Source organism: Ruegeria sp. CH11, assembly GCF_056537105.1.
Map to the genome: position 1 here is coordinate 52106 of NZ_JBQFQX010000016.1, position 15355 is coordinate 67460.

Genomic DNA, 15355 nt, shown 5'->3' on the forward strand with positions numbered 1-15355 from the left:
GCGCACTCACAATCTCGTGCGCAGCTCAAGGTGACGCCGTCAGGCCGGGCGCTTTGCAAGCAAGTAGATATCCATGATCCATCCGTGATCGGCCCGTGCCCTGGCGCGGGTCGCCAGGATCTCGTCCGAGACGTCAGCGAGCGGGCCGTGGATCAGGATTTCTTCATTCATGCCGACATAGGCGCCCCACCAAATGTCATAATCGGCCATCTCAAGGTTCTGGAAGGAACATTCGCCGTCCAGCATGACCGCAACCTTGTCAGCGGCTGCGGGCAAGCCTTCGTCGCGGATGCGCCGTCCGGTCGTAACCACGAACGGCGCGCCAATCTCGTTGATCGGTATCGCATGCGCTGCGGTCAATGCCTGTAAAGCAGTGATGCCGGGGATAACGCGCATTTCAGGGCGCGGTTTCAGGCGCGCGGCAATCCGCAACGCACTGTCATAGAGCGACGGGTCGCCCCAGATCAGCAATCCAACTTTCTTCGCCCCAGTGTGATCAGCAATCGCTGCCGTCCAGCGTTCGGCAATGGCGTCGTGCCATTCGTCCACACCGCGCAGATAACCGTCATCAGCCCGGCGCTTGGGAATGTCGAAATAGGCGACTTTAGGTTGCGCATCGGCAACCCGCGCTATGATGTCCTCGCGCAGCCCAGCCAGATCGGCTTTGTTCTCACCCTTTCGGGGGATCAGGATCAGGTCGGCATCTCGGATCGCCTGCGCGCCTTGAAAGGTCACATGGTCGGGGTTGCCGGTGCCGATGCCGATCAGGGTCAGTTCAAACATCGTCGAACTCCGCCAGAGGCCCAAATAGGATAAGGGCTGGGGCCTTGCCGACCGCGGCACCCAACTTGTCCGACAGCGCGCCAACCGTTGACCGGAGCAGCGATTGCTCGGGCGTCGAAACGGATTCGGCCATCAATGCCGGAGTATCCAGCGGCAGGCCGTGCCGATGCAGGGCCTCGGCCAGCAATGGGAATGTCCGCTTGCCCATGAACACCACGGTGGTTGCCTGAGGATCAGCAAGCGCAGGCAGATTCAGGTCGTCTGGAAGTTGCCCGCTGACGTCGTGGCCGGTGACGAATTGCACGCGACGTGCTGTCAGTCGTCGGGTCAGGGGAATGCCTGCCGCCGCTGCCGCCGCAACAGCGGACGGGATGCCCGGAATGATCTCATAATCGACACCGGCAGCCCGCAGCGCAAGAAGTTCCTCTTCCAGCCGTCCGAACAATCCGCCGTCGCCGGACTTCAGCCGCACAACGCGCGCGCCAGTCTTTGCGTAATCCACCAACAGTCGGCTCACGTGGTCTTGCTTGGGCGAGGGGCGGCCTGCCCGCTTGCCCACGCCAACCAAGTCGGCCTCCTCGCGCGCATGGGTCAGGATCGGGCCACTGCTCAGGTCGTCGAACAAAACCGCATCGGCCTTTTGCATCCGGTCCACCGCCTTGAGCGTCAGCAGTTCCGGATCACCGGGTCCCGACCCGATAAACGAGACGAACCCGCTCATGCCACGGCCTCGGCGATCAGGTGAAAAAACGTACCGGTCACATTGCCGCGCACCGATCCGGTTTGCGGCCCTTCCGCGCCTTCAGCGTCGAAAACCCGCGCCAGCGGAGCATCTGGTTGTTCGATGATCGAGGAATAGTGGAACTCATGCCCGCGCAACGCGGTTCCGGCAGCAAATCCGGGCATCGCCGTCAGCAGTTCCGCCCGGCGATACCCGAGGTTGAACTTTCGCTTTTCGTAGGACGTGACCAGCCCCAAAAGCCCGGCCATACGATGCCGGGTGCCGTCCTTGTCAATCAGACCTTCGCCCAAAGCCATGTAGCCACCGCATTCGCCATGAACAGGTTTGGATTCTGCGTGTTTGCGCAATCCAGTCAGGAAGTTATCTGCTCCGGCTAACGCGCCAGCGTGCAATTCGGGATACCCGCCGGGCAACCACACCAGATCGGCGTCTATAGCTGGTGCCTCATCCGAAAGTGGGGAAAAGGGCAGCACCTCGGCGCCCGCCGCGCGCCAGCCTTCCAGCAGGTGCGGATAGGTGAAGGAAAACGCCGCATCCCGGGCCAGCGCGATCCGTTGCGCCGGAGGCCGCGGCAGCGCGGCTGACGATGGCCCCGTCGGGCCTGAGGAAGCCGCCCGTTTGATCGCCTCAAGATCCACATGCTCGCGCAGGAACGCCGCATAGCCGACAATCGCGCTTTCCAGATCAGGATGTTCGACGGCCTGGATCAGCCCCAAATGCCGCTCGGGCAGGGTCAGATCGCCTCGGCGGGGCAACACGCCCAGAACCGGCAGGCCTGCGCGTTCCATGCCCAGCCGGGTCAAACGCTCGTGCCGTGGACTGGCGCAGCGGTTCAGAATGACACCGGCGAAGGGAAGATCGGGATTGTACATCTTGAACCCCAGCGCCGTAGCTGCCGCCGATTGCGCCTGTCCGCCCACATCGAGCACCAGTACCACCGGCCAGCCCATCCTTTGCGCAGTCTCGGCGCTTGATCCGTGGCCAAGCTCTCCGGGTTTGGCGACGCCGTCAAATAATCCCATCGAGCCTTCGGCCACGACGATATCAGCGCCTTCAGACTGCGCCGAAATCGCGTTCAGCAGCGGTTCGGCCATCGCCCAGCTGTCCAGATTGAACGAGGCGCGGCCCGCAGCGGCCCGGTGAAAGGCCGGGTCGATATAGTCCGGCCCGCTTTTGAACGGTTGCACCGTCAACCCATCCTCGGCCAATGCCCGCAACAGGCCCAGCATGACCGTTGTCTTGCCGGTGCCCGACGAGGGGGCCGAGATCAGTATGCCGGGCGGGTTGGTCGTTGCCTCACTCATCTTCGGGGCTCCAGCTTGACCAGGGGCTATCCGCGCTTTGAGGGCGATAGCGGCGGTCATAATCCTTTGAATACAGGCAACTTTCGTCGAACCCTTCACCCGCCAGCGCCGGGCCGACCATGATCAAGGCAGTGCGTGAGATGCTCTCGTCCAAGGCTTCTTTCAGCGTCTCCAAAGTGGCGCGGATGATCCGCTCATCCGGCCAGCTGGCGCGATATACCACAGCCACCGGGCAATCCGCGCCATAGGCAGGCGTCAGATCGGCAATCACCTTGTCCAGATTTCCGATCGACAGGTGAATGGCCAGGGTCGCACCGGTGCGGGCAAAATTTTCCAGCGTTTCGCCCTCGGGCATCGAGGATGCGCGCCCCGGCGTCCGGGTCAAAACCACAGATTGCGCCAGCCCGGGCAGGGTCAGTTCTGTGCCCAGAGAGGCTGCGGCAGCGGCAAAGGACGGCACGCCCGGGGTAACGCTTACTGGGATGCCCATCTGTTTCAGGCGGCGGATCTGCTCCCCCATCGCCGACCAGACCGACAGGTCGCCGGAATGCAGCCGTGCCACATCCTGACCCGCCTGATGCGCAGCCTCGATTTCCGCCATGATCTGATCCAGATCCATCGGTGCGGTGTTGATGATCTTCGCGCCCTCGGGGCAGTGGCCCAGTATCTCTTCCGGCACCAGCGATCCGGCATACAGGCACACGGGACAGGACGCGATGATATCGCGCCCGCGCAGGGTCAGCAGGTCGGCGGCGCCCGGTCCGGCACCAATGAAATGAACGGTCATGTCTGTCCTCCGATGGCTAGGGCGCAGGTGGCCAGCCGGTCGTCTGAGATAAATCTGGGCGATAAAAGCCGCGCACCGGTTCCGGCAGCGGCAAGCGCGGATGCTTCAGCCACGCTGCCAGTACCATAGGTCGCGCGGCTGCGGTTCGAGCATGTCAGGGTGCGTTGCCCCGCCAGATCGGCGGAGGGGATGAATTGAAGGGGCAATCCCTTGGCTGCGGCAAATTCGGCCAGCGCCGGGTGCCCTTCTTTGTCGGCAACCGTGGCCAGGGCATCGACAGGCTTACCGCTGGCGGCCAGATCGAACACTTGGCGCAGACTTTCAGCCGTCGCCGTCGACGAAAAACCGATGCCCGCAACGATCATAGCGTCACGCTCCACTGCACCACCGGGTAGGCGGATTTCCATCCGCGGCGTGACCCCAGGGCGGCTGACTGCGCTAGCTCAATTCTCAGCAGCTCGCCGCCCAGTTTCTCATGCCATTGCGCCAGCAAGGTTTCGCTTTCCAGCGTCACCGCATTGGCGACCAGCCGGACACCCGATTGAAGGTTGGTATGGAGCCAGTCGAGCAGGTCGGAACTAAGCCCGCCGCCGACGAAAACAACATCCGGGGCAGGCAAACCGGCCAGCGCATCCGGCGCGGTGCCATGCACCACACCAAGCCGATCCTGCCCCAACGCGTCGGCATTGCGACGAATGCGCTCGGCCCGGTCTGCGCGCGGTTCGATGCTTGTGGCGGTCAAAGTTGGATCGCACATCAGCCATTCGATACTGATTGATCCGGTGCCGCCACCAATGTCCCACAGATGCTCGTTCCGTTGCGGAGCCAGCGCCGACAAGGTCAGCGCGCGTATCGGGCGTTTGGTGATCTGTCCATCGGTTTCAAAAATCTCATCCGGCTTGCCAGAGGCTTTGGGAAAGGCGTGGCCTGCACCTTTGACGTTGATCCCGACGCAAACAGGGTGCTCGAACGATCCCTGCAGCGCCTCGGTCAGTGAAACGCTGCGCGCACGTTCCCGAGGGCCACCCAACGCCTCCATCACGTGCAATGTAGAATCGGCAAAGCCGGTTTCGGTCAGATAGGTGGCCAGTTCGGCGACGGCTGGCCCGTCGCGCAGCAGAACGATCGCCCTTAACCCGGTTGATAGATGTGGTCGAAGCCGCGTCAGAGGGGCGGCGTGAAGGCCAAGCGTCAAAGTGCTTTCCAATGGCCAGCCCAGCCGCGCAGCGGCTAGCGAAAAGGTCGATTGCCCCGGCCGCGCAGTCCATTCGGATGCTGCAAAGTTGCGTGCGATGACCGATCCCGCGCCGAACCAGAACGGATCGCCCGAGGCCAACACAACCGTGCGCCGCCCGCGCAGGCCCGTCAGGATTGCCAGCCCGTCGGCAAAGGGTACCGGCCATTCTATTCGCTCGGCCCGGGAGTCAGGAACCAGCGACAAATGGCGGGGCGGGCCCATGATGACCTCGGCTTGGTCAAGCACTTGACGGCTTGCGGCGGACAGGCCATCCAGTCCATCCTCGCCCAAGCCCATTACGGTCAGCCACGGAGCATCAGACATGACCAACCTCCTGCTTCTTGGCGGCACGACCGAAGCCAATGCACTGGCGCGCGCCCTGGCTGAGAAGGGTTTTCCTGCGATCTATTCTTATGCCGGACGCGTCGACTGCCCGCGTCCGCAACCTTTGCCCGTCCGCGTTGGTGGTTTTGGCGGGGCTGAAGGGTTGGCGCGATACATCCGCGAAAACGCGATAACGCACGTGATAGACGCCACGCATCCATTCGCGGCGCAGATGAGCCACAATGCGGATGCGGCCTGCCAACAATCGGGCGTTGCGCTGGCCGCGTTGACCCGCGCCGCCTGGACACCCGAACCAGGGGACAAATGGCAACACGTGCCCGATATCGCGACAGCGGTCAGCGTGCTGGATGGTGAGCCGCGGCGCGTCTTTCTCGCCGTTGGCCGCATGCATCTGCACGACTTCGCGGCTCAGCCCCAACACCATTACCTGCTGCGGCTGGTGGATCAGCCCGACACTCTGCCGCTGCCGCATTGCGACATCGTGGTGTCGCGCGGACCGTTCACGGTTGACGGTGACCGCGCGTTGATCGCGCAGCATGGTTCTCAGCTGGTCGTGTCCAAGAACGCCGGTGGCACCGGCGCGCGCGCCAAGCTGGACGCCGCGCGGGCGCTGGGCGTGCCGGTGCTGATGATCGACCGTCCGGCCCTGCCGCAGAGGACCGAATTTTCGAGCGTATCGCAGGTTCTGGACTGGCTCGATCATTCCGGCGTGAACCTCGGGGTATAGACGATCGGAGTTCCGTCCCGCTCGATGACGCGGGTGCGAGACGAACCTACAAGAACCACGGTCTGCATGTCCGCGATATCCGCAGTCGCTTCTGCCAGCGTCGAAATGCGGATTGCCTCATCGGCGCGGGATACGGCGCGGGCGAACAGGATCAGGCGTTCGGGTTCACATTCTTCGCGCAGAATTTCCAGTGTCTTTTCAAAACCCTCTGGACGTGATTTCGAGCGTGGATTGTAGAAGGCCATCGAAAAATCCGCCTGCGCGGCAAGTCGCAGACGTTTTTCAATCAGCGTCCACGGCTTGAGGTTGTCGCTGAGGTTGATGGCGCAGAAATCATGACCCAAAGGTGCACCGGCCCTTGCCGCCGCCGCCAGCATTGCGGTGATCCCCGGCAGAACATCGATGGGGATGTTGCGCCACGCGACCGGGCCGTTTTCCAACGCTTCGAACACCGCCGCTGCCATCGCGAATACACCGGGGTCGCCGGACGAGACCACAACCACGCGTTTCCCCTCGGCCGCCATTTGCAAGGCGTGCTGCGAGCGGTCGATCTCGACCCGGTTGTCGCTGGCGTGCAATGTCAGTCCGGGGCGTTCGGCCACACGCGCGACATAGGGGATATATCCGACCACATCCGTGGCCTCGGTCAGCGCGTCGGTCACCTCGGGAGTTACCAACGCCTCAGCGCCGGGTCCAAGACCCGCGATCTTGACCCAACCGCTCATGGTCGCCGCCCCTGACCATGCACGATGATGATCGAGAAATAAGGCGTGATCTTCTCGCAGGCCTCAGACAGTTTCGTGACCGTCTGGTTCGGCATTTGCGCGTATTCGACGATCCACGCGCGGTCATACAAACCGGCAGTTTTCAGCGCTCGTTTCACCTTGTTGATATTGCGCCCGATCTTCATCACCACCAGCGCGTCGGTCTGTGCCATGCGCGCGGCCAGCGTATCTTCGGGCAGGGTTCCGACCAGCACGGTCAGCACGTCATCACCCCAGGTAATCGGATCTCCGGTCGCAGTCCATGCCCCTGACATGCCGGTAATTGCAGGAACGACCTCTACATCAGCTTGGTCGCGCAGCCTGCTGTAAAGATGCATGAATGATCCATAAAAAAACGGATCACCTTCGCAGAGGACAACAATCTCTTCACCCTGATCCGACAACGACTTCAGATGCGCAGCGCAGTCTTCGTAGAAGGCCGAGAGCAATTCGTTATAGCGCGGGTCCGACAGAGGGATCTCCGTTGTGACGGGGTATTCCATCGGGAACTCGACCGCGCCCTCGGGGATCATGCCATTGACGATTTTTCGCGCTTGGCCGCTGCGGCCCGGCTTGCGGAAAAAGGCAACGTGGCGCGCGTTGCGCAACAATCGGTCCGCCCGAACGCTCATCAGGTCCGGATCGCCGGGGCCAAGGCCCACGCCGTAGATCTTTCCCGCGCTCATTCGGCGCGGCTCGCGATGGCATTAACAGCCGCAACAGTGATGGCGCTGCCGCCCAAACGGCCCTTGACGATGCAGGACGGAACCGGTTGCGCTGCCCACAGCGCGTCTTTGGATTCAACTGCGCCAACAAAGCCGACCGGGCAGCCAATTATGGCGGCTGGGCGGGGGCAATCGGGGTCCTCAAGCATGTTCAGCAGGTGGAACAAAGCGGTCGGAGCGTTACCGATCGCGACCACAGCGCCGTCCAAATGAGGACGCCACAGTTCCAACGCTGCGGCGGACCGCGTGTTGGACATCTTAGCGGCCAGAGGGCGCACGCGCTCATCATGCAGCGTACAGATCACCTCGTTGTCGGCGGGCAGGCGGAACCGGGTCACCCCTTCGCTGACCATACGCGCGTCGCACAGGATCGGTGCGCCGCCTTCCAACGCGGTGCGCGCTGCGGGTACGAACCCGTCCGAGAAATGCACGAACTCCTCCAGCCCGACCATCCCGGCGGCATGGATCATGCGAACGGCGACCTGCTCTTCGTCGGTGTTGAACCGGGCCAGATCGGCTTCGGACCGAATGGTGGCAAAGCTCTCCTTGTAGATCGCCGCGCCGTCGGTTTCGTATTCATAGGGCATCAGGTCAGGTCCATGGTCAGTAGTGTTTCGGGGCTCAGCCCGCGTTGGATGGGCTCATCCCCCGCGCGGCCCTGTTTGACAAGATCAAATCGTCCGTTGTTGCCCACCAATGTGATATCGGCGGTCCCCGTTCGGGCGCAGCCCTTGGCGCAGCCCGAGACATGGAGAAGGCCGGAAACACGCGGTGCCATTGCACGGGCTAGGTCACGGGTTTCCACTTGCGCCTGCGGACAGAACGGCGCGCCGGGGCAGGCGTCGGTGGTCATCAGCGGATCGCTGCCCGATGTGACAAAGTCTGGTGCGGGTATCGCCGCCCCGCCTTCCAGCAGGAACAGCCGCCAAGGTGTCACCCGCAGGGCCGACGCGCCGCTGTTTTTGATCAGGTCAAAAAGCGCGCGTGCGGGCAAAGAGCCAAAGGCCGCACCATAGAACGTTCCCAACTCGCACGCACCTGGGCGAAGCGCTGCACCGTTTGAACCTGGTGCAGAACCCTGCCAATCCGTGGGCAAGCCTGCGACCACGCGGGCCATGCGGCGCGCCTCGGGCGTGTGCGTCTCGGCAAACCAATGGGCCAGCGCAATTGTTTGGTCAATGGCTGCAGCCTCGGACACGCGGCGTCCGGTCGCGGCCCCATCGGCGCGCAGGATCAGACCATCGCGACCCGTTTCCAGTCGAATATCCGCCGAGTCGGAGGTCAGCAGGCGCCTGGGCCCGGTGTCGATTGCAAAGCCGAATTTGGCGGGAAGGCTCGGCAGTTCAGCCAGCCGGTCGATCAATTCCTGCGCCAGCCGCGACGTCAGATCCCCCGTCTGATAAAGCGGTGTGACCAGAATATTGCGGCGCATTTCGATGCCCGGTTCCGCATCCAACAGGTTTAGGGCGGCAAGCTCCGCAAGAAGCGCCTGATGGTCACCCTCGTGAACGCCCCGGAGTTGCAGGTTGGCGCGGTTGGTCAGATCGATCGTGCCATTGCCAAAACGATCGGCCAAGCCGCACAGACCCAATATCTGTTCCGCATCCAGCCGTGCCAGCCGGGGGCGGACCCGCACCACCAGCCCGTCGCCCGACATCATCGGACGATGAGCGCCGGGGCACCAGCCTTGAACGACAGGGGCGCTCATCCCATCCCCTCCAGATCCGCGCGGATCGAATTGCGGCGGGTCTCCCACAACCCAGCCTCCAGCAGCGCGCGGAACCGATCCTGTATGGCCTGATGCGCCTGCGGATTGGCTGTTTCCAGGAAGGCGTCAACCTCTTCATCACCCAGCGTGGCGTCGTGGTAGAGATCAAACAGGTGTGGCGCAACAGTGCCCGACAGATGCGCAAAGGATGCCATATGGTCCAGCGTTGCCGCGATTTCGGCAGCGCCACGGAACCCGTGACGCTGCATGCCCGCAATCCACGCAGGATTGGCGGCGCGGGCATGAACCACGCGGCTGATTTCTTCGGGCAGGGTGCGCGCGCGCGGGGTGTCCGGGTTGGTATTGTCCAGATGATACAGCTGCGCCGTACCTCCGGTGACCTTCTTTGCGGCGGCAAAACCGGCCTCGTGCGTGGCATAATCATTGGCCAGCAGCAGATCGGTTTCGGTCAGATCCTGAAGATGCACGAAACTGTCCGCGTTGGCGACGCGCTGCGTGATGCCATCGACGTCCTGCGTGATGTGCTCGCCTTCCAGCGCAAATGAACTTGCATCCAGCCAAGCCTCGCCTGCCTGCGCGCGCGCCTCGTCGGTATAGGTCTCGGACAGGTGGGTCATGTTCAGACCATAGCTGCCAGGTGCTGGGCCAAAGACCCGCGCGGCAGGCCCTCGTCCTGCAAATGGGTTCCAATCCGGTGCCTCGTCACGGCCACAGAGCGCGCGCACCGCTTGTCCGAACAGGGCCGAAAGCGTCGGGAACACGTCACGAAACAGGCCGGAGACGCGCAAAGTCACGTCCAGACGTGGGCGGCTAAGGTCGGTGATCGGCAACACCTCGATGCCCGACACTCGCTCGGACCCTTTGTCCCAGACCGGTCTCACACCCAGCAAGTGCAGCGCCATGGCGAATTCTTCGCCCGCCGTCCGCATTGTGGCCGACCCCCAAAGATCGACGATCAGTCCTTTGGGATAGTCGCCTTCCTCTTGCAAATGCCGTCGCACCAGTTCCTCGGCCAGTTTCACGCCCTGAGCATAGGCTGCACGGGTCGGGACCGAGCGCGGGTCAGTGGTGTAGAGGTTCCGACCCGTCGGCAGCACGTCCGAACGGCCGCGATAAGGGGAGCCGGAGGGTCCAGCCTCGATCCGTTTTCCGGCCAGTGCGTCCATCAGGCCCTCGCGTTCTGCATGGGCCGAGGGCGCGGGGTCGAAATTGCCCGTGACTTCGGGAACCCGGCCATAGATGTGCAGGCCGTCGCCGAACTGGCTTTCCTTGATGTCACAGACAAAGCGGTCGATGCGCGTGATCGCCTCGGCGGTGCAGGTGGCCTGATCGAGCCCAAGATCACGTTCCAGACCAATGGCCTGCGCCTCGTCCCGAATATCCTCTTGCAAACGGTCGCGGCGTTTGGGGTCAAGGCCATCGGCGTTCGAAAACTCATCCAGCAGCGATTCCAGCCGTACCATGCGGTCGGGTGTGCCGCTTTCCTTCAATGCCGGAGGGATATGGCCCAGCGTGACAGCTCCGATCCGGCGTTTGGCCTGCGCGGCCTCGCCGGGGTCGTTGACGATAAAGGGGTAGATCAACGGCAGATCGCGGATCAGCGCCTCGGGCCAGCACTCGGCGGACAGAGCGACCGATTTGCCGGGCAGCCATTCCAGCGTACCATGCGCGCCGATATGGATCAGCGCATCCGCGCGCAGGCTTTCGCGCAGCCACAGGTAGAAGGCCACATAGCTGTGGCGCGGTGTGCGGGACAGGTCGTGATAGTCGTCATCGCGCAGCTCGGGCGTGCCACGTTCGGGCTGCAGCGCGATCAGCGCCTTGCCGCGGCGCAGGGCGATAAAATGGAAGGCGTCATCGGAGAAAGAAGGATCGTTCGAAGGCTCACCCCAAACGGCCCACAAGTCTGCGCGTAATTGCTTGGGTAGGTTGGCCGATGCTTCAAGATAGTCGTGTAGAGACCATGAAATCCGCGCGTCCAAAAGCGTTTCAGCAATCGGTTCGGCAGGCGCGGTATCATAGCCTTCGCATTGCAGATCGGCCAGCATTGCCTCGGCCGACGCCAACGCATCCAGACCCACCGCGTGGGCCATCTGCCAATCCTTGCCGGGGTAGGTGGACAGCACCAGAGCGGGCACCTGATCCGCCTTGGGCTTGTCTTGCAAGTTCAGCCAACCGATCACGCGATCAATGATCGCCTCGATCCGCTCGGGTTCGGCGCGGTGGGCAAAGCGGGAATATTCCAGATGCGGATCGCGTTTGCCCGGTTCTTTGAACGATGCAATGCCTGCCGAAATGCGACCGTCGACCTCTGGCAGCACCACATGCATGGCGAGGTCGGCAGGCGACAGGCCACGTTCCGCCTCGGCCCATGCCTTGCGGCGCGACGTGGCCAGCGCGACCTGAAACACTGGCACAATGGCAGCGTCCAGAGGCGAGGTGCCCGACGCGCCCTTTCCCGAGAACGAGGTCGCATTGATGATTGCCGACGGGTTCATCGCAACCACCTGTTCACGCAGCCAGTCTGCGGCTGCTGGCGCTTTGAGGGATGGTGCGAACAAGCCAATCGCTTCGAGCCCGCGCGCGCGTAAGCTGCGGATCAGGGCCGCGACCGGGGCGGTATCGGCGGAGGTCAAATAGGCCCGATAGAAGGTCACAAGGATGCGCCTTGCGTCGCCCGAGAACGCCTTGTCCGCCGGGATGACACCGCGATCCGGGCACCATGCGCCGCAGTCGGGTATGGTTTTCGCACCCATCACCGGCCCGGCGTACAACCCCGCAGCCAAGGCCATCTGCGCCAGGGCGGCCTGTGCCGCGACTTCTCCTCCGGTGTCGCACAGATGCGCCAGACGTCGCAGGGTAGAGACGGGCAGCGTGGAATAGTCGTCCAGCCGTGTATCCTCACGCCCATCGGCGGGCAGAACGGCCAGAGCAATGCCTTTTGCCTGCGCCAAGGCCAGAACCTGCTGCAAGCCATAGGCCCAATAGGGCACGCCCCCGATCAGACGGATCAGGATGCCCTGGGCACCTTCCAAGGTCTGTTCGACATAGGTATCGACAGATAGCGGGTGTTTCAGTGCCGTCAGGTTGGCCAGCCGCAGCGTCGGCATCCGTCCCTCGGGACCACCTCCGCGATGCCAGCCCGCCGCGAAAGCACCAAGGTCGCTGTCGGAAAAAGACAGCACCACCAAATCCGCCGGGCTCTGGCCCAGATCGGTCGGGGTCTCGGTTTCGTCGAGCCCGTGGCTTTCGCGGAAGACGACGTGCATGACTTACTCGGCGGCCTCTGGAACACCCACGAGGATATCGCGGATTTCGGCTTCCTTGATGTCGTCATGCTCGGCAATGACAACCAGACGCGAGCGGCGGTCTTCGCCCGGCTCCCACAGGCGGTCATATTGGTGACGAACGCGGGCACCAACGGCCTGCACCAGCAGGCGCATCGGTTTGCCCTGAACGGCGGCATAGCCTTTGACGCGCAATATGTTCAGTTCCTTGGCCAGACGTTCGATATTGGCAACCAGAGCTGCCGGATCAGACTGTTCGGGCAGTTCGACAATGATGCTTTCGAAATCGTCATGCTCGTGATCGTGGTGACCGTCGTGATGGCTGGGTCGTGCCGCCATATCATCCTCTGCGGCCGCTTCCAGACCCAAAACAACGCGGACATCCACAGCACCTTCAGCCACTTCGACCACGGGCAACGGACGGGGCGCTTCGGCTGCGATGATCGCTTTGGCTTTGGCAACGCCTTCAGGGCCGGCCAGATCGGGCTTTGTCAGCAGGATAATGTCGGCGCAGGAAATCTGATCCTCGAACACCTCGGACAGAGGCGTTTCATGGTCGATCGAGTCGTCAGCCAGACGCTGAGCGTCCACCGCCGCCACATTCGGCGCAAAGCGTCCGGCGGCGACCGCCTCGGCGTCAGCCAAAGCGATCACGCCATCAACGGTGATTTTCGAGCGGATATCCGGCCAATCGAAGGCTTTCAGCAGCGGCTTGGGCAGGGCCAGCCCCGAAGTTTCGATCAGGATGTGATCGGGGCGCGGCTCGAGCGCCATCAGCGCCTCGATCGTGGGGATGAAATCATCGGCAACGGTGCAGCAGATGCAGCCATTGGCCAGTTCCATGATGTTTTCCGCCGGGCAATCCGGGATGGCGCAGGATTTCAGGATGTCGCCATCCACGCCCACATCGCCAAATTCGTTGACGACCACAGCCAGACGCTTGCCCTGCGGATTCTGCATCAGATGCTTGACCAGCGTGGTTTTTCCCGCGCCAAGAAAGCCGGTGATCACAGTCACGGGGAGTTTTTCGAGATTGCTCATTTCAGGGCTCCATTAGGGGGAATGCGGGCCGCACAGTTTTTGCGGAAATGTTCGGGGCGTTCGCGCCATTTGACCAGACCGTCTTCGGTCGCGAGGTATTTGGTCGCGCCGTCAACGATCACATCAACATGATCGGTTTCGTTCAGATGTTCATAGACGAAGGTCCAGCGATCCGGGCCACCACGCAGCACGATCGAACACCCTTCGTTACAATTCGACAGGCATTCGACAGCTTTCAGGGTGATGCCCTCGGGCAGGCCAGCCTGTTCTAGCGCTTGATGCAGCAATGTGCCGGGGCGCTGTGCGTCATCTTCAACGGGCAGCCCGCGACGGCAGGTGGTGCAAACCAACAGTTCGACCGGAGCGGTCTCGGTCATGTCTCTCATCCCCCCAAATCCTCTTCGTGGGGGACGGGGTTTCATGCGGGCCACGTATTGCGACATGGACCCGACACCGGAACACCCCGTCCGGTTTCAACTTCGGGTGTTGGCAGGTCTCCCGGCTTGCGGATGTCAGAGGGTCACTCTGGCAGGTGTCCCGCCTTCCCGGCCATAAGGCCAGTGGCATTGGGCACCTTCTCCGGTCACGGTCGCGGGGGCGGCTGCGTTTGACGGAAAAACCGCTGACGCATTCCCTTTTCATCTGCTGCTGCAGACACCAACGGATCGGACATGCGGCACCAGCGGGCGCGTTGTCAAGCGTGTCGCGCTCACGGATTGCACAGGGTGATGAAAAACGACCTGCCAGCGTCGTTCGGCGGCATGATTTGCGTTGGTACATCGTGCTGCCATGGACGAGAAATTCGAATGCGGAGTATCGGACTATGAAAGTAGGGTTCATTGGCCTTGGAAATGTTGGCGGAAAGCTTTCGGGCTCGCTGCTGCGCAACGGGATCGATCTGACGGTTCATGATCTGAACGTGGATCTGGTCGCCGAGTTTGTGGCCAAAGGGGCCAAAGCGGCCGAAAGCCCAGCGCAACTGATGCGTGACTGCGACGCGGTCATTACCTGTCTGCCTTCGCCCGCTGCCTCGGATGCGGTGATGCAGGAGATGCTGCCCGAGGTCGGACCGGGCAAAATCTGGATGGAGATGTCCACCACAGATGAGGCCGAGGTCAAGCGTCTGGGCGCAATGGTGATCGAACAGGGCGGTGCTGCGGTGGATTGCCCGGTTTCGGGGGGCTGTCATCGGGCCGCGACGGGCAATATCTCGATCTTTGCAGGCTGTGATCGCGAGACATTCGAACGCATCCTGCCGTTTCTGACCACGATGGGGCGGCGCATCCTGCATACGGGCGAGCTGGGCTCGGCCTCGGTCCTGAAAGTGATGACAAATTATCTTGCTACCGCCAATCTGATCACCTGCGCCGAAGCTTTGGTCACCGCCAAGGCCGCCGGAATGGACCTGAACACGACCTACGAAGCGATCAAGATCTCGTCGGGCACCTCGTTCGTGCACGAAACCGAAAGCCAGGTCATACTCAATGGCTCGCGCGATATCTCATTCACGATGGATCTTGTGAAAAAGGATATCGGCCTGTTTCAAGAGGTTGCCGACCGGGCCGGAGTTCCCCTTGAAATCAACCCCTTGATGATCAAGATCTTCGAAGACGGCATCGCCCGGTTTGGTGACCGCGAGCTTTCGCCGAATATCATCAAGCGACTGGAAGAGGCGACTGGCCTGGACATTCGCGCACCCGGATTTCCGGCCGAGATGGCCGATGATGAACCCGAAGAGCCAGGCTATGAGGTCGTTCCGGCGAACCGGCAGGCTGTCTGAGGGCGGCGCGCTTTCGTTGTTCGTGGTCCAACCCAGGCGCCTTTGGGCTGCCTTCCGGGTTGGACAAAAACTTAAGGCTATTTTAAACACATAACCAATAGTCC

General features: G+C 62.4%; 15 protein-coding genes and 1 riboswitch. Of the genes, 2 read left to right on the forward strand and 13 right to left on the reverse strand.

The features are described 5' to 3' along the window. Positions 1–39: 39 nt before the first annotated feature. From cobF to cbiE, 6 genes are read right to left on the reverse strand one after another with little or no spacing between them, the layout of a single operon-like run. Positions 40–783, reverse strand: coding sequence for a precorrin-6A synthase (deacetylating) (cobF, locus tag ACR0LX_RS18955; protein WP_480785063.1), 744 nt, complete (start codon positions 781–783; stop codon positions 40–42). Next, a complete protein-coding gene (gene cobA, locus ACR0LX_RS18960) occupies positions 776–1504 on the reverse strand; it encodes a uroporphyrinogen-III C-methyltransferase (RefSeq protein WP_480785064.1) in 729 nt (242 codons plus the stop codon). Before cobA ends, cobF begins: the two co-directional genes overlap by 8 nt. After that, positions 1501–2829, reverse strand: coding sequence for a cobyrinic acid a,c-diamide synthase CobB (locus ACR0LX_RS18965; protein WP_480785065.1), 1329 nt, complete (start codon positions 2827–2829; stop codon positions 1501–1503). Before ACR0LX_RS18965 ends, cobA begins: the two co-directional genes overlap by 4 nt. Then, a complete protein-coding gene (gene cobM, locus ACR0LX_RS18970; protein ID WP_480785066.1) occupies positions 2822–3616 on the reverse strand; it encodes a precorrin-4 C(11)-methyltransferase in 795 nt (264 codons plus the stop codon). Before cobM ends, ACR0LX_RS18965 begins: the two co-directional genes overlap by 8 nt. Further along, complete coding sequence (locus ACR0LX_RS18975) at positions 3613–3981, reverse strand: cobalamin biosynthesis protein (protein ID WP_480785089.1); 369 nt, start codon at positions 3979–3981, stop codon at positions 3613–3615. Before ACR0LX_RS18975 ends, cobM begins: the two co-directional genes overlap by 4 nt. Then, positions 3978–5177 carry a precorrin-6y C5,15-methyltransferase (decarboxylating) subunit CbiE gene (gene cbiE / locus ACR0LX_RS18980; RefSeq protein ID WP_480785067.1) on the reverse strand — a complete coding sequence of 400 codons (1200 nt, stop codon included), beginning with the start codon at positions 5175–5177 and terminating at the stop codon, positions 3978–3980. The genes ACR0LX_RS18975 and cbiE overlap by 4 nt, the downstream gene beginning before the upstream one ends. On the opposite strand from cbiE, the gene ACR0LX_RS18985 reads away from it, so the two are divergent. After that, entirely contained in the window at positions 5176–5925 is a 750-nt protein-coding gene (locus ACR0LX_RS18985; protein ID WP_480785068.1) for a cobalt-precorrin-6A reductase, read from the forward strand. The genes cbiE and ACR0LX_RS18985 overlap by 2 nt on opposite strands. Here the strand turns inward: ACR0LX_RS18985 and cobJ are convergent. The 7 genes from cobJ to ACR0LX_RS19020 are packed head-to-tail and all read right to left on the reverse strand — an operon-like array spanning position 5898 to position 13848. Continuing rightward, positions 5898–6650 carry a precorrin-3B C(17)-methyltransferase gene (cobJ, locus tag ACR0LX_RS18990; protein WP_480785069.1) on the reverse strand — a complete coding sequence of 251 codons (753 nt, stop codon included), beginning with the start codon at positions 6648–6650 and terminating at the stop codon, positions 5898–5900. The two genes, ACR0LX_RS18985 and cobJ, sit on opposite strands and share 28 nt — an antisense overlap. After that, on the reverse strand, positions 6647–7375 hold the full coding sequence (locus ACR0LX_RS18995; RefSeq protein ID WP_480785070.1) for a precorrin-2 C(20)-methyltransferase: 729 nt from the start codon (positions 7373–7375) through the stop codon (positions 6647–6649). The genes cobJ and ACR0LX_RS18995 overlap by 4 nt, the downstream gene beginning before the upstream one ends. Next, entirely contained in the window at positions 7372–8001 is a 630-nt protein-coding gene (locus tag ACR0LX_RS19000) for a precorrin-8X methylmutase (protein WP_480785071.1), read from the reverse strand. Before ACR0LX_RS19000 ends, ACR0LX_RS18995 begins: the two co-directional genes overlap by 4 nt. Further along, positions 8001–9122, reverse strand: coding sequence for a cobalamin biosynthesis protein CobG (locus ACR0LX_RS19005; protein ID WP_480785072.1), 1122 nt, complete (start codon positions 9120–9122; stop codon positions 8001–8003). Before ACR0LX_RS19005 ends, ACR0LX_RS19000 begins: the two co-directional genes overlap by 1 nt. After that, positions 9119–12412: a cobaltochelatase subunit CobN gene (gene cobN / locus ACR0LX_RS19010; RefSeq protein WP_480785073.1), complete on the reverse strand. Its 3294-nt coding sequence runs from the start codon at positions 12410–12412 to the stop codon at positions 9119–9121. Before cobN ends, ACR0LX_RS19005 begins: the two co-directional genes overlap by 4 nt. 3 nt (positions 12413–12415) lie before the next feature. After that, the gene (gene cobW, locus ACR0LX_RS19015; protein ID WP_480785074.1) at positions 12416–13471 is read right to left on the reverse strand and encodes a cobalamin biosynthesis protein CobW; all 1056 of its coding nucleotides are present in this window, start codon (positions 13469–13471) and stop codon (positions 12416–12418) included. Further along, positions 13468–13848, reverse strand: coding sequence for a DUF1636 family protein (locus ACR0LX_RS19020; RefSeq protein WP_480785075.1), 381 nt, complete (start codon positions 13846–13848; stop codon positions 13468–13470). Before ACR0LX_RS19020 ends, cobW begins: the two co-directional genes overlap by 4 nt. Before the next feature lie 94 nt (positions 13849–13942). Next, positions 13943–14148, reverse strand: a riboswitch (cobalamin riboswitch). A gap of 107 nt (positions 14149–14255) precedes the next feature. Here ACR0LX_RS19020 and ACR0LX_RS19025 point away from each other — a divergent pair. Further along, a complete protein-coding gene (locus tag ACR0LX_RS19025; protein WP_480785090.1) occupies positions 14256–15251 on the forward strand; it encodes an NAD(P)-dependent oxidoreductase in 996 nt (331 codons plus the stop codon). Positions 15252–15355 lie beyond the last annotated feature (104 nt).